Raw genomic sequence first — 13,731 nt, forward strand, 5'->3', positions numbered from 1 at the left:
TTTGAGGAGGTCGCCATGACCCATATGTTTCGCCAAATTACCCTTGCTGTGGGTCTTTCGCTGGGTTTTTCCATCCCGGCAGATGCCGCAGATTTTGCACCCGCTGTTGCAGAATTCGATGCCGCCCACCCGGATGACACCCGGACGTTGGCCGGGCACGTCTGGTATCCAACCGTGACCGATGACGCCGAAAGGTTGCTGCGTGGCAGTGCCGTGTGGCGCGACATCACCGGCCATATAAATGCACGCATCGCGCCGGGGGTGTTTCCCGTTGTGTTGATATCGCACGGGATGTACGGCAATTCGCTCAATCAGGCGTGGCTGGCCAAACGGTTGGCCGCCGAAGGGGTCATTAGCATCCTGCCCAACCACCCCGGCACCACCAGTTTTGACCGCGACCCAGATCAGGCCCTCCAACTGTGGTTGCGCGCCACCGATCTGAGCGTCAGCCTCAATCAGGCGCTGACGGATCCCCGGTTTGCCGATCATATTGACCCAACGCGGGTGGCGGCGGCGGGGCATTCGCTGGGTGGGTATACCGTGATGGCAGCCGCCGGGGCGCGTCACGATGTGGCGCATTTCAACGCCAGTTGCGCAGATACCCCCGACCGGCCCGATTGTGCAGCCCTTGCCATGTGGAAGGTGGGCCATGATGCCGCCGATCTTGATGCGCTGCAAAGCAACCGGTCGGACCGTCGCATAGGTGCCGTTATCGCGTTGGACCTTGGTGCGACCCAAGCCTTTGACCCGGTCAGTTTAGACCAGATTGCGCTGCCGGTATTGGTGTTGGGGGCGGGGCGGCAGGATATGTTGGATCAATCCATCGAATCCCGTGCCCTAGCCGCTGGGTTGCCTGCGCAGTCCGTGACCCATGTGGAGCTGGAAGATGCCGGGCATTTTGACTTCATGGGGCTGTGCGTGCCGGCGGGCTTTGACATTCTCAAGCGCGAAGAGCCTGGTGACGAGATCGTATGTGTCAAAGGGCAAGACGCGCGGCAGGTCCAACATGACCGCATTTTCGGGCTGGTCATGGATCACCTGCGTTCCGCAGGGATCATGTCAAAGACGTAACGTGCCGCGCGGGTCCATGGTGGCCCGCGCCGTGTCCGCCGAGGCGATCATTCGTCTGCGACATATTGTGGTGTTTCTGGGGCTTGTCAGATGGAAACCACGAGATATAGTCGGCCTATCGGTGGGACAGGCCCACCGGACCGGACGCGGAACGGCAAGGAATGCGTAACTATGGACGGCGACTTTAGAACAGATTTCACCCGTAACCCGGCCAGTCTCAGACACCGACCTGCCTTGGTGCTGAACGCGGACTACCGACCGCTGAGCTATTATCCGCTGTCATTGTGGCCTTGGCAGGATGCGGTCAAGGCGGCCTGGTTGGACAGGGTGGATATTGTCGCCGAATACGATGATATCGTGCGCAGCCCCAGTACGCAGATCAAGATCCCATCTGTTGTCGTCCTCAAAGACTATGTCAAACCTCAAAAGCGCGTGGCCTTCACGCGCTTTAATTTATTTCTGAGGGATGAATTTCAGTGTCAGTACTGCGGCGCAAAGGGCGACCTGACGTTTGACCACGTGGTGCCGCGCGCCAGTGGTGGTGTGACCAGTTGGGAAAACGTCGTTGCGGCATGCTCGCCCTGCAATCTGAAAAAGGGATCAAAACCGCTGCACCGCACTGACCTCAACCTGCGCAAACCGCCCCGCCAGCCGAGGGCCGAAGAGTTGCGGAATATGGGTCGCAAATTCCCCCCCAACCACCTGCACGATAGCTGGATGGACTTTCTGTACTGGGATGCTGAACTGGAGGCCTGATTGCGTTTTGGCTTCGGCTGGGGCCGCGGTCAAAGTACCCAGTCGTGGTTTATAGGCTTGGGCTGTGCACATCTGTTGGCCGGCAGCCGAGAGCAATGCTATGCGCGCGTCCTCTTTGTCGCCGTATGATTGTGGTTAATTATTGATTAACTGCACGATGAAATGGATGAAGGGTTGTTAACCACTTCACTCAAGATGCCGGAGTATAACGGTTTTTTAATAATTCCAGGTGTCAAGGGTTTGCGGCGCTTGATACAAGCGCAACCTGTCCATGCCCACGGGGTCGAGACGTGCCAACCGCCGTAGACAGACGCAGGTCGTGTTGAACTGCCAAGTGATACAGAGCGTCTGTGCGGGGGGGGGCAAAGATGCCGGGCCGGGTCAGAGCGCCAGATCAATCCAGACCGGTACGTGATCAGACGGTTTTTCGCCCCCACGAACGCCCTTGTCGATCACACAATCGCGCAGCAGGTCCGCCGTTTGTGGGCACAGCAAGAAATGGTCAATTCGGATGCCAAGATTGCGGTTCCAAGCACCGGCTTGGTAGTCCCAAAAGCTGTAATGGCCTGGGCCTTGGGTGCGTGCGCGGAAGGCATCCGTCAGTCCCAAATTGATCAACTCGCGAAATGCGGTGCGACTTTCCATCCGGAAAAGAGCATCCTCGCGCCAAGTGTCCGGGGTGGCAGCATCTTCTGGTTGGGGGATGATATTGTAGTCTCCGGCCATGAAAAATGGGGTTTCTGACGCCAGTAGGGCCTCTGCGCGCGCTTGCAGCCGTTTCATCCAAGCCAGTTTGTACTCATATTTCGGACCCGGTACAGGGTTGCCATTGGGCAGGTACAAGCCGCAAACGCGCACGGCTTGGTCATCGCCCATAACGGTGGCTTCGATGTATCGCGCCTGCTCGTCGTCTGCGTCACCAGGCAGTCCGCGGGTCACGTCTTCAAGGGGGAACTTTGACAGAATTCCGACCCCGTTGAAGCTCTTTTGCCCGTGGGTTTCGACGTTATACCCGCGCTCTTCGAACAGTTCTGTCGGGAAGGCTTCGTCCACGGATTTGATCTCTTGTAGAAGCACCACATCTGGTTGGGCCTCATCCAACCACTGTGGCAAAGCAGCACTTCTGGCTTTGATACCGTTGATGTTGAATGTCGCAATTTTCATGAGAACGCCCCTATTCCGAGATGGGCAATCTATCGCGCACCGGCACGATCAGGGCAACGATTCTCGGGCTCTTTAGGGCATTCCGTCAAAGATATTGCCGAGGTGATTCTTGTTAATGGTTAACCAAAAATGACCAAAATTAGTTAATATCCACAGAGTTATCCACTGTGGATAAAAAAAAATTAACCAAATTATCCACTCGAACTATCAAGTTTCTGTCTGTCGGTACGGAAGGAAGCTCGTGTGGATAACCAAATGTTAACACATTCTTAACGTGAAAAATGGTTGGAAACTCTCGTTAAACGAGCAAGCGTTAAGGGGCGAGAAAAACTTCATTCGAAAGGGATATACAATGAAGACCAACCTGATGACTGCCGCGCCTGCCTACACCGAAGCCTTTGATTGTGAAACGGACCTGCACAGCGGGGAGGGGACAGCCCTTTTCACGACCAGCATGGGCCCTGCCTGCTCTGATATGATGTCGGGCGACGCGACGGGCTTGTTCACAACTTCGATGGGCCCCAACGCGGATACGCTGTCTGGCGTCGAAACCGGACAATTCACGACCAGCATGGCCGGTGGCCACGACGCATTGTCGGGCGACGCGACCGGTCTTTTCACGACTTCTATGTAACTCTGCCCTTGGCTTGAAGCGGCGCAGCAAACGATTGCCCGGTTCAATCCACACGCCATGCGCGGCAGGCCTATCGGACAAAGGAAGAACCCCCATGTCTAACGTCGTCTCTTTAGGTTTGCCGCGCAGACTATCCTTGGCCGAACGCCAGGGATTATTTATCCACAACTTTGCCACCAACCGGCGCGCGCATGATGATGTGTTCTGGCTCAAAGAAAATGCAGAGCTGTTGAATGTTCTGGCAAGCACCGGGGCCGCGTTGCCTGACGCGGCGTTGGCACCCTATCGCCGGGTGTATGACGGGCTGAATAAGAGGATGCGGTTTTTTCCGCAATACTATCGGTTTTTGCTCTCTATATGTCTGGACTTGGAAGACCTTGGGATCGGACATGGCAAGGGCACTGCGTTGTGTGACTGGACGGCCAAAATGGGGTTGGCCGACGCCGAACTGTCGGATTTGCAGCGGGCTGAAGCGCATAGACTGCTGAGCAGACGGGGGGCTGTGCGGGAAGATCCGGCGCTGACCCAAAGGTTGCATCACTTTATAAACCGCTCGGAGACCTTTGCGTTGCCTAACAAAAAAGCGGCTTATGAACTGACCCATATCGTGTTTTATCTGTCTGATTATGGTGTTTGTGATCCGCAACTGGATGAAAACGCCCGTGTGAGCCTCGAATTCGCCGGCTTGCTGGCATATCTTGATCAGGACATCGACCTTTTGGCCGAAATTTGCGTAGCCTTGCGGTTTGCGGGCCAACATCCCAGCGAGATCTGGGAGGATTGGATCGCCAGTCAAATGCAAGGGTTTTCGCTGGAAAACAGCGCCGCGAAAGGCCCGGATGCCTATCACGAATATCTGGTTAGCAGCTGGTGGGCGCAGATTTCGGATAACATGACATTCCCCGGTGTGCCCTCGCCAAACGGATTGCACATTTCGCGCCGTGGCACGCGCAAGGGCCCGTTAAGGGCGATGTCGGAATATATGTTTCACCTTGGCGACGCGCGCAGCAGTGATTGGAACTTGATGCGCGATGCGATGTCAGATGTGGTGGGCGCCGACGACGAAGATATCCTCATGGGCGCAGAGCAATCCTCTGACAGGTTTGGTGCCTTTTTTGAAGGATTCTCGCGGGTCGATAGTTAGTTAAATCAGATACTTACTTGGACATCTTAATGTCACATGGAAAACGATGTGCCGCACCCGCAAGAGCTTGACGCGTTGGGGTTTTCGATCACGAACCGCGCGCCGATCAGCTCTTGCGTGAAATCAATCGTGGCGCCGCCCAAAAAGGGCAATGATACCGCATCAACCACGACTTTTTGGCCCGCGCCTTCCAGGATCAGATCGTCCGTGCGCGGCTCGTCCAGGGCGATTTCGTATTGAAACCCCGAACATCCGCCCCCTTCCACGGCCACACGCAGGGCTTTGCCGTCTGTGGCAGCCCCGATTTCGGCCAGTCGGTCAAACGCACGAGACGTCACTTTTGGGGGAAGTTGCATGGTCGGGCTCCGTCAGGCGGTTTCATTAGGCGATCACCTGCAATATAGAGACTGACAGGACAGGCGACAAGGACCACCCATGACGGCGATTTATGCCTCTGATCCTGCGCACGCTCGGGGACGGCGTTTGCAGGAAGAGGAAAGCACCTTTCGGTCATGCTTTCAGCGCGACCGGGACAGGATCATCCACGCCAGCGCGTTTCGCAGGCTCAAACACAAAACGCAGGTGTTTATTGAACACGAGGGCGATTATTATCGCACGCGCCTGACCCATTCGATTGAGGTGGCGCAGGTGGCGCGCACCATATCGGGCGCACTGGGGTTGAACGCCGAACTGACAGAGGCCGTCGCACTGGCGCATGATCTGGGGCACACGCCGTTTGGCCACACCGGCGAAGACGCGCTGTCGGCGTTGATGGCACCGCATGGTGGGTTTGACCACAACGCGCAAGCGATCCGCATCGTGACCCATCTGGAGCGGCACTATGCCGATTTTGACGGGCTGAACCTGACGTGGGAAACCTTGGAGGGGCTGGCCAAACATAACGGCCCCGTCACCGGCAAAACGCCATGGGCGCTCGAGGCGTATAACACCCAGCATGATCTGGAATTGCAGACCTTCGCCAGTGCCGAGGCGCAGGTGGCGGCCATTGCCGATGATGTGGCCTACAACCACCACGACTTGCACGACGGGCTGCGGGCGGAACTATTTTCCACCGATGAATTGGCCGAATTGCCGATCCTGAAGGGCTGTTTTGCGCGGGTCGATGACCTCTATCCGGGGCTCAACTATTACCGCCGTCGCCACGAGGCGTTGCGGCGGTTCTTTGGCGTGCTGGTCGAAGATGTTATCGGCTTTGCGAAAACCCGGCTGCATGATTTGCAACCCGCATCGGTGCATGACGTGCGCAACGCGGGCCAGACGATCATTCGGTTTTCCGATGAGGTTTTCAACGATCTCAAAGTGATACGCCAGTTTTTGTTTGACCGTATGTACCGCGCGCCCAGCGTTGTGGAAATGCGCGCGCGCGTGACGTGTGTGGTCGAAGATCTGTTTCCCTATTTCATGACACACCCCGATCAATTGCCCAAACAATGGCGCAAAGACGTGCAGGATGCGTCCGGCGAAACGGCGCTGGCGCGGATCGTCTCAGACTATATCTCGGGCATGACCGACCGGTTTGCGCTACAAGAACATGAACGCCTCTGCGGCGGCACGCACCCCACGCCCGGTTGACCCGGTGCGCGGGCGTGATACACCGCGCGCACTTCTTCTAGGAACGCTGATATGAACCTGTTTGCCGATATTCGTTCGTTTGTGATTGATTGCCTGGATGGCATGGTTGCTGCGGGTCACCTGCCGGGTGGTCTGTCGCTGGGCAACGTGACCGTTGAGCCCCCGCGCGATGCCACGCACGGCGATATGGCCACCAACGCGGCGATGGTGCTGGCCAAACCCGCCGGGCAAAAGCCGCGTGATATTGCCGACCGCCTGGCGGAATTGCTGCGCGCCGATGCGCGGATCACCAGCGTTGATGTGGCCGGGCCGGGGTTTTTGAACCTGCGATTGGCGCCCAACGTCTGGCAGGGCGTGGTTGGGGCCGTTTTGTCGACGGGCACTGATTTTGGTCGCGGCACGCTGGGGCAGGGCAAAAAGGTCAACGTTGAATATGTCTCGGCCAACCCGACGGGGCCGTTGCATGTAGGGCACACACGCGGGGCGGTGTTTGGGGATGCGCTGGCGTCATTGCTGGATTTTGCAGGCTTTGACGTGACGCGGGAATACTACATCAATGACGGCGGGGGGCAGGTCGATGTGCTCGCACGGTCGGTGTATCTGCGGTACCTTGAGGCGCACGGGCAAGATGTAGCCTTTCCCGATGGCACCTATCCGGGGGATTACCTGATCGCGGTGGGCGAGGCGCTCAAGGCCAAGGTCGGTGATGATTATCTCGACAAGGGTGAACAATACTGGCTGCAAGACGTGCGCGAATTTTCCACCGACGCGATGATGGATCTGATCCGCGCAGACCTTAAGGCGCTCGGCGTCGAGATGGATGTGTTCTATTCCGAAAAATCGCTGTACGGCACGGGCCGGATTGAGGCCGCGATTGATAGTCTGCGGGCCAAGGGCTTAATTTACGAAGGTGTGCTAGAGCCGCCCAAGGGCAAAAAGCCCGACGATTGGGAACCGCGCGAACAGACCTTGTTCAAATCCACCGAACACGGCGATGATGTGGACCGGCCGGTCAAGAAATCAGATGGCGCGTGGACCTATTTTGCGCCCGATATCGCCTATCACCACGACAAAGTCAGCCGTGGGTTTGACGCGCTGATCGACGTGCTGGGGGCGGATCATGGTGGCTATGTCAAACGGATGAAGGCGGCTGTGTCGGCGATGTCTGACGGGCAAGTGCCGCTGGATATCAAGCTGTGCCAATTGGTGAAGCTGTTCAAAAATGGCGAACCGTTCAAGATGTCCAAACGGGCAGGGACGTTTGTGACCCTGCGCGATGTGGTTGATCAGGTCGGCCCGGACGTGACGCGGTTTGTGATGTTGACCCGTAAGAACGACGCGATGTTGGATTTCGATTTCGACAAGGTGATGGAACAATCGCGCGAAAACCCTGTATTTTACGTGCAATACGCCCATGCGCGGGTGGCGTCGGTGATGCGCAAAGCGACCGAAGCGGGCATTGCGGTTGATGACGCCGCCGTGCAGGCCGCCGATCTGACGCTGCTGGACCATGACGCCGAATTGGGGTTGGCCGCCAAGCTGGCCGAATGGCCGCGTTTGGTCGAAACCGCTGCGCGCAGCAATGAGCCGCACCGGGTCGCGTTTTATCTTTACGAACTGGCGGGCACCTTCCATGCGTTGTGGAACAAGGGCAACGATGTGCCGTCTTTGCGGTTTGTGCAGGATGACCCAAAAGTCACAGCGGCGAAAATCGCGCTCGCACGGGCCACCAGCGTTGTAATTGCGGCGGGTCTTGGTATTCTTGGTGTCACACCGGCGCAGGAAATGCGGTAACAAATCGCACCCTTCGTCAGAGCAGGCACATCGAATACCGACCGGCGGGGCATTGTATCGCGCTGGCAGCGAGGCGAAAATGGCGGAAATCGAATTCTCCCATGGCATGGGGGCTTACGGACGTGAGCGGGCCCCTGAACACGCTCCGGCAGGTCATGGATTGGTCATGATGACAAATGTCGCGGGCGCGCTTGTGTCCTTGGCGTTGATCGCAGGGATCGGCGTTTGGGGATATAAACTGATGGTGCGCGATGTGTCGGGCATTCCGGTGGTGCGGGCGGCGGCGGGCGAGATGCGCGTACGGCCCCAAGATCCGGGCGGCCAACTGGCGCGCCACCAAGGACTGTCAGTGAATGCGGTGGCCTCCGAAGGTGCTGCAACAGGCCCGGTTGATCAGGTCGTCTTGGCCCCGCGCGGCGTGGATCTGGCCGACGAAGACCAACCCATTGCGACCTTGGCCGCAGCACCCGTTGTGTACCCCGAACCTTTGGCGCCAGCGCGCGATATCGTGGCGGGTGCCAAGCGTATCCCGGCCCGTGTGGACACATCCGTTGCGGACAACCTGCAAAGCGGTGCGATTGACGCTGTTGTCGCAGAGCTGACAGCAGGTGTAACCCCATTGGATGCCGCCGTAGAGGTGGTGACCGACCTGCCCCCCGAGACACCGCAGGCGCAGATCGTCAAACGCCCGCGTTTGCGGCCCGCACACTCGGCAACCCTACAAACCGCGTCTTTTGTGGCGGACACCCCCGAGATCGCGGCGGCCGCGATCCCATCTGGCACCCGTCTGGCGCAATTGGGTGCCTTTGACAGCGCCGATGTCGCGCGCGGTGAATGGACACGCCTGCAGGGGCGGTTTGGCGAATACATGCAAGATAAATCGCGCGTTGTGCAGCGCGCCCAATCGGGGGGGCGCACGTTTTACCGCCTGCGCGCCATGGGGTTTGTTGACCTCGCGGACGCCCGGCGGTTTTGTTCTGCGTTCAAGGCCGAAGGGGTCGATTGCATCCCTGTTGCCTCAAAATGAACCGGTTCGGCGCGACCATTCTTGATGCTGACGGGCTGGTGCTAACCCCAGAGGAATGCGCGTTTTTCCGCGATGCCAACCCGTTTGGGTTTATCGTCTTTGCGCGCAATATCGACACGCCTGATCAGCTGCGCAAACTGTGCGACCAAATGCGTGATGCCGTGGGGCGCGATGCCCCTATCACCATCGATCAGGAAGGCGGCCGGGTGCAGCGAATGCGCGCGCCGTACTGGGCTGAATGGTTGCCGCCGCTGGATTTCGTGGCGGCCGCCGGGGCGCAGGCCGAACAGGCGATGTACCTGCGTTACCGTCTGATCGCCGCTGAACTGCGGGCGGTTGGGGTCGATAGCAATTGCGCCCCTATGGTGGATCTCGCAGGGGACCAAACCCATGATTTTCTGCGTAACCGGTGCTATGGGACGGAGCCCGCGCAGGTGGCCGCGTTAGGGCGCGCGGTGTCGGATGGGTTGCTGGCGGGTGGCGTGTTGCCGGTGCTGAAACACATCCCCGGCCATGGGCGCGCGACGCTTGATAGCCACTTTGATTTGCCCCATGTGCAGGCCGATCTGGGCGCGCTAAAGGCCCATGATTTCGCACCCTTTGCGGCGCTGGCCGATGTGCCCATGGGGATGACGGCGCATCTGGTGTATGATGCGCTGGATGACCGGCCCGCGACGTTATCACCCACAGTTATGAACGTGATCCGCAACGACATCGGGTTTGATAATCTGATCATGACCGATGACATCAGCATGAAGGCGCTGGATGGATCGCTTGAGGATATCGCCACCGGTGCGCTAGCTGCGGGCTGCGATGTGATCTTGCATTGCAACGCGCCACTGGCTGACCGCAGGCGCGTGGCGGAGGCCGCAGGTGAGATGTCTGACACCGCTCAGCGCCGTGCCGAACACGCGCTTGCGTGCCGTAAAACCCCCGATGATATTGACATTGACGCCACGCGCACGCAGCTTGAGACGCTGTTGAACCAAGCGTAAATACGGTGTGAACGATGGCTGAGGCTCCCTTTGAGGACGATGCGATATCGGTCGCGGACCGGCTGGCGGCCGAGGCGCTGATCATCGATGTGGATGGGTTTGAGGGCCCGTTAGATTTGCTGCTGACGTTAAGTCGCACGCAAAAGGTCGACCTGCGCAAGATCTCGGTACTGGCGCTGGCCAAGCAGTATTTGTCCTTTGTGGAACGCGCCAAGGCGCTGCGTCTGGAATTGGCCGCGGACTATTTGGTGATGGCCGCATGGCTGGCCTTTCTGAAATCGCGGTTGCTGTTGCCGCCAGACCCCACAGAAGACGGGCCCACCGGCGAAGAACTGGCCGCACATCTGGCGTTTCAACTGGAACGTTTGCAAGCGATGCGCGATGCCGCCGCACGGCTGATGGGGCGCGACCGTTTGGGGCGTGATTTCTTTGCGCGCGGCCAGACCCACGAAGTCATGCGCACCCGCAAAGTGCAATATACGGCGACGCTATTGGACCTGATGCAAGGCTATGCACGCATCCGCACCCGCGACGATTTTCGCCCCTTTGTGATGGACCGCGATGCGGTGTTCACCATGGAACAGGCGCTGGAAAAGATGCGTGGTTTGATCGGATACGCAGGGGATTGGACGGATATTTCCAGCTATCTGCCCGAAGGATGGGAGATTGACCCGGTGCGGCGCAGATCGGCCACCGCAGCGACTTTTGCGGCCTCCTTGGAACTGGTCAAAGAGGGGCATCTGGACATCCGGCAAGCCGAGACATTTGGCCCCATACACTTGCGCAAAAAGGACCGTCCAACGTGAGCCGGAACACCGAAGAGAGCTTGTTTGAGGCCCCGCCCATGGGCGATCAGGAACGCATGGTCGAGGCGATCTTATTTGCCACCGCAGAACCCATTACCGTGCGGGAACTGGCGGGGCGCATGCCCCACGGCGCCGACCCCGCCGAGGCGTTGGCCCATCTGCGCAAACGGTATGAGGGGCGTGGCGTGAACCTGTGCCGGGTCGGCGACGCATGGGCGATGCGCACGGCATCCGACCTTGGGTTTTTGATGCAGCGCGAAACCATCGAGACCCGCAAACTGTCACGTGCCGCGATCGAAACCTTGGCGATTATTGCCTATCACCAGCCCGTCACCCGCGCCGAAATCGAAGAGATCCGCGGTGTATCGGTGAGTCGGGGCACGGTTGATCAGCTGCTGGAAATGGAATGGGTCCGGTTTGGCCGCCGCAAGATGACGCCCGGGCGTCCCGTTACGTTTGTGGTGACGGACGGGTTCCTTGATCATTTTGGTCTTGAAAACGCACGTGATTTGCCGGGATTAAAGGAATTACGCGCCGCCGGCCTGTTGGAAAACCGCCCCCCACCGGGCAGCGGATTGCCCGGACTACAAGACGACCCCGAAGACGAGAGCAACCAAGGCCAGAGCGAATTGTTCGAAGATTAACCGCCTTGGGTCCCGAAAACTGCCATAATCAGTGCTATATAAATGTAACGACCGCGCAGCGAGGCAAAGCGATGGACCGAATTTTGAATATGATCTTACGTCAGGTGATGCGGCGTGTGGTGAACAAGGGCATTGATGCGGGCATGAAAAAGATGGCGTTTCGGGGCGATAAAGGGCAGGGCGCGCCCGTGCCCGAACAAGACGCGCGCCAAGTCAAACAGGCGGCCAAAACGTTGCGCCGGACCACGCGGTTGTAACCGCGCTAGGCCTTGAAATGTTTGGACAGTTTCAGGCCCTGACCTTGATAGTTCGACGCGATGCCCGCGCCGTATAATTGGGTGGGCACTTGGGCCATTTTCTCGTAAATCAGGCGACCCACGACCTGCCCATGTTCGAGCACAAACGGCGCCTCGTGGCAGCGCACTTCGAGCACCCCGCGTGACCCTGTGCCGCCGGATGCGCTGTGGCCAAAACCGGGGTCGAAAAACCCTGCGTAATGCACGCGAAACTCCCCAACCATCGCCAAAAACGGCGCCATTTCAGCGGCATAGGCCGGCGGGATGCTCACCGCCTCGCGGCTGACCAAAATATAGAACGCACCAGGATCAAGGATGATCTGGCCGGTGTCGCTGTGCACTTCTTCCCAATAGTCGCGGGGGTCGTAATGCCCGATCAAATCCAGATCAATCACGCCTGTGTGGGGTTTCGCCCGGTAGCCCACCAACGTGGAGCCAGGCAGCCGCAGGTCCACCGAAAAGCCCAAGCCGTCGTTGATCACCGCTGGGCCGTCTACCAACGGAGTGCTGGCGTGCAGAGCGGTCAGGGCGGCGTCATCCAACACGGCCTGTCCATCGCCAAACCGGATCTGGTTCAGGCGCATACCGGGGCGTACTAGCACCGAAAACGACCGCGGGCAGATTTCTGCGTATAGCGGCCCGCAATAGCCCGGCGCGATACGGTCGAATTCGGTGCCGCCATCGGTGATCGTGCGCGTCAGTAGGTCCAGCCGCCCGGTGGAACTTTTGGCATTGGCGGTGGCCTGAATACCCTCGGGCAGCGCCAGTGATTCCATCAAGGGCACCACGTAAACGCAGCCCTTTTCCAGCACCGCGCCCCCGGTCAGATCGACCCGGTGCATTTCGAATGCGTTCAACCGGTCAGAGACACGCGCACCCTGTCCGGCCAAAAACGACGCGCGCACACGGTAGGCGGTGGTGCCCAAACGCAGATCAAGGCTGGCGGGCTGAATTTGCGCGGGGCTTATCTCGCGGGTGGCAGCGATCTGGTTGTCCGAAATCATCCGGTCGATCATTTGGTTTGGCAGCACGCCGCTCATGTTTTTGCTCCCTGAAACGCAAAGGCCCGCGCAACTGTTGCACGGGCGTTTGACATATGTCGGATAGTGGTCGGGCTAGCAGGACTCGAACCTGCGACCTTCCGTCCCCCAGACGGACGCGCTACCAGGCTGCGCCATAGCCCGACATGTGCGGCTTCATACCGGATCTGAGAGCCGAGGCAAGTGCGAATTAACATCTATCACTCTTTGTGGGTGTCTTTATTTGAACTGGCCATGTTTGCGCGCAAACGCACCAGCTGTGCCAGCAACGGTTTGATGGCGTCGCGTTGCTCTGGGTCCAGCGTTTTTGTGGCCATAAGCGCCGATAGGGCGGCAGGTGCGGCAGGCATATCGGCTTCTTGCGGCAGGGGGCCCACGTCGATGGTGCGGGGTTTTGGGTCAATCGGCGTCTCGGGGAATTCAAGGTTCTCAAGGGGGGCCGGTTCGGGGGGCGCTTCGGTGTCGGTGTCGGCGTCGGGTGGCGCGTCTGCGGGCGCGGCATCCACTGCGGGCGTGTCTGCAGCGTCGAGGGGGCTGCGGACAAAGCTGGGCATCGCGTCTTCTGCGGTGGTTTCGGGCTCTGGTGTCCCGTCGTTTTCGCTTGCGTCGGCGGTTGGAATCGGCTGGATTTCCTCAGCCTCAGCCTCAGCCTCAGCCTCAGCCTCAGCCTCAGCCTCAGCCTCAGCCTCAGCCTCAGCCTCAGCCTCAGCCTCAGCCTCAGCCTCAGCCTCAGCCTCAGCCTCAGCCTCAGCCTCAGCCTCAGCCTC

14 protein-coding genes, 1 tRNA gene and 1 pseudogene are annotated in these 13,731 nt (G+C 59.0%); 11 read left to right on the forward strand and 5 right to left on the reverse strand.

The genetic code is table 11. The annotated features are described in order from the left end of the window. The first annotated feature begins 15 nt into the window (after positions 1-15). Both ABJH13_RS00805 and ABJH13_RS00810 read left to right on the forward strand, forming a co-directional pair. The gene (locus ABJH13_RS00805; protein ID WP_348404310.1) at positions 16-1,071 is read left to right on the forward strand and encodes an alpha/beta fold hydrolase; all 1,056 of its coding nucleotides are present in this window, start codon (positions 16-18) and stop codon (positions 1,069-1,071) included. 171 nt (positions 1,072-1,242) lie between these two features. Next, entirely contained in the window at positions 1,243-1,827 is a 585-nt protein-coding gene (locus ABJH13_RS00810; RefSeq protein WP_348404311.1) for an HNH endonuclease, read from the forward strand. A 381-nt stretch (positions 1,828-2,208) separates the two neighbouring features. Here the strand turns inward: ABJH13_RS00810 and xth are convergent, their stop codons facing one another. After that, complete coding sequence (gene xth, locus ABJH13_RS00815; protein WP_348404312.1) at positions 2,209-2,991, reverse strand: exodeoxyribonuclease III; 783 nt, start codon at positions 2,989-2,991, stop codon at positions 2,209-2,211. A 352-nt stretch (positions 2,992-3,343) separates the two neighbouring features. Between xth and ABJH13_RS00820 the strand changes: the two genes are divergently transcribed. Next, entirely contained in the window at positions 3,344-3,625 is a 282-nt protein-coding gene (locus ABJH13_RS00820) for a hypothetical protein (protein WP_348404313.1), read from the forward strand. Between the two features lie 94 nt (positions 3,626-3,719). Continuing rightward, positions 3,720-4,769 carry a hypothetical protein gene (locus tag ABJH13_RS00825; protein WP_348404314.1) on the forward strand — a complete coding sequence of 350 codons (1,050 nt, stop codon included), beginning with the start codon at positions 3,720-3,722 and terminating at the stop codon, positions 4,767-4,769. A 32-nt stretch (positions 4,770-4,801) separates the two neighbouring features. Here ABJH13_RS00825 and ABJH13_RS00830 read toward each other — a convergent pair whose 3' ends face one another. Beyond that, positions 4,802-5,125 (reverse strand): iron-sulfur cluster assembly accessory protein, encoded by a 324-nt coding sequence (locus ABJH13_RS00830; RefSeq protein WP_348404315.1) that lies wholly within the window; start codon positions 5,123-5,125, stop codon positions 4,802-4,804. 79 nt (positions 5,126-5,204) lie between these two features. Here ABJH13_RS00830 and ABJH13_RS00835 point away from each other — a divergent pair, with 79 nt between their 5' ends. From ABJH13_RS00835 to ABJH13_RS00865, 7 genes are all read left to right on the forward strand, one after another. Continuing rightward, the gene (locus tag ABJH13_RS00835; RefSeq protein WP_348404316.1) at positions 5,205-6,362 is read left to right on the forward strand and encodes a deoxyguanosinetriphosphate triphosphohydrolase; all 1,158 of its coding nucleotides are present in this window, start codon (positions 5,205-5,207) and stop codon (positions 6,360-6,362) included. 51 nt (positions 6,363-6,413) lie between these two features. Next, a complete protein-coding gene (argS, locus tag ABJH13_RS00840; RefSeq protein WP_348404317.1) occupies positions 6,414-8,156 on the forward strand; it encodes an arginine--tRNA ligase in 1,743 nt (580 codons plus the stop codon). A 166-nt stretch (positions 8,157-8,322) separates the two neighbouring features. Next, complete coding sequence (locus ABJH13_RS00845) at positions 8,323-9,183, forward strand: SPOR domain-containing protein (protein ID WP_348404318.1); 861 nt, start codon at positions 8,323-8,325, stop codon at positions 9,181-9,183. Next, positions 9,180-10,178 carry a beta-N-acetylhexosaminidase gene (nagZ, locus tag ABJH13_RS00850; protein WP_348404319.1) on the forward strand — a complete coding sequence of 333 codons (999 nt, stop codon included), beginning with the start codon at positions 9,180-9,182 and terminating at the stop codon, positions 10,176-10,178. Before ABJH13_RS00845 ends, nagZ begins: the two co-directional genes overlap by 4 nt. A 14-nt stretch (positions 10,179-10,192) precedes the next feature. Then, on the forward strand, positions 10,193-10,984 hold the full coding sequence (locus ABJH13_RS00855; RefSeq protein ID WP_348404320.1) for a ScpA family protein: 792 nt from the start codon (positions 10,193-10,195) through the stop codon (positions 10,982-10,984). Positions 10,985-11,022: 38 nt separating this feature from the next. Next, a complete protein-coding gene (gene scpB, locus ABJH13_RS00860; protein ID WP_348404323.1) occupies positions 11,023-11,628 on the forward strand; it encodes an SMC-Scp complex subunit ScpB in 606 nt (201 codons plus the stop codon). 83 nt (positions 11,629-11,711) lie between these two features. Then, a complete protein-coding gene (locus tag ABJH13_RS00865; RefSeq protein ID WP_348404324.1) occupies positions 11,712-11,885 on the forward strand; it encodes a hypothetical protein in 174 nt (57 codons plus the stop codon). A gap of 5 nt (positions 11,886-11,890) precedes the next feature. Here the strand turns inward: ABJH13_RS00865 and ABJH13_RS00870 are convergent, their stop codons facing one another. The 3 genes and pseudogenes from ABJH13_RS00870 to ABJH13_RS00880 all read right to left on the reverse strand — a co-directional run. Next, positions 11,891-12,964, reverse strand: a complete 1,074-nt coding sequence (locus ABJH13_RS00870) for a 2'-deoxycytidine 5'-triphosphate deaminase (RefSeq protein WP_348404321.1) — start codon at positions 12,962-12,964, stop codon at positions 11,891-11,893. A 67-nt stretch (positions 12,965-13,031) separates the two neighbouring features. Further along, positions 13,032-13,108, reverse strand: a tRNA-Pro gene (locus ABJH13_RS00875). A 56-nt stretch (positions 13,109-13,164) separates the two neighbouring features. Beyond that, positions 13,165-13,731, reverse strand: a pseudogene (locus ABJH13_RS00880) (hypothetical protein); the annotation flags it as partial.

The sequence above is a fragment of the Roseobacter sp. genome (genome assembly GCF_039970775.1).
Lineage (GTDB): Bacteria > Pseudomonadota > Alphaproteobacteria > Rhodobacterales > Rhodobacteraceae > Roseobacter.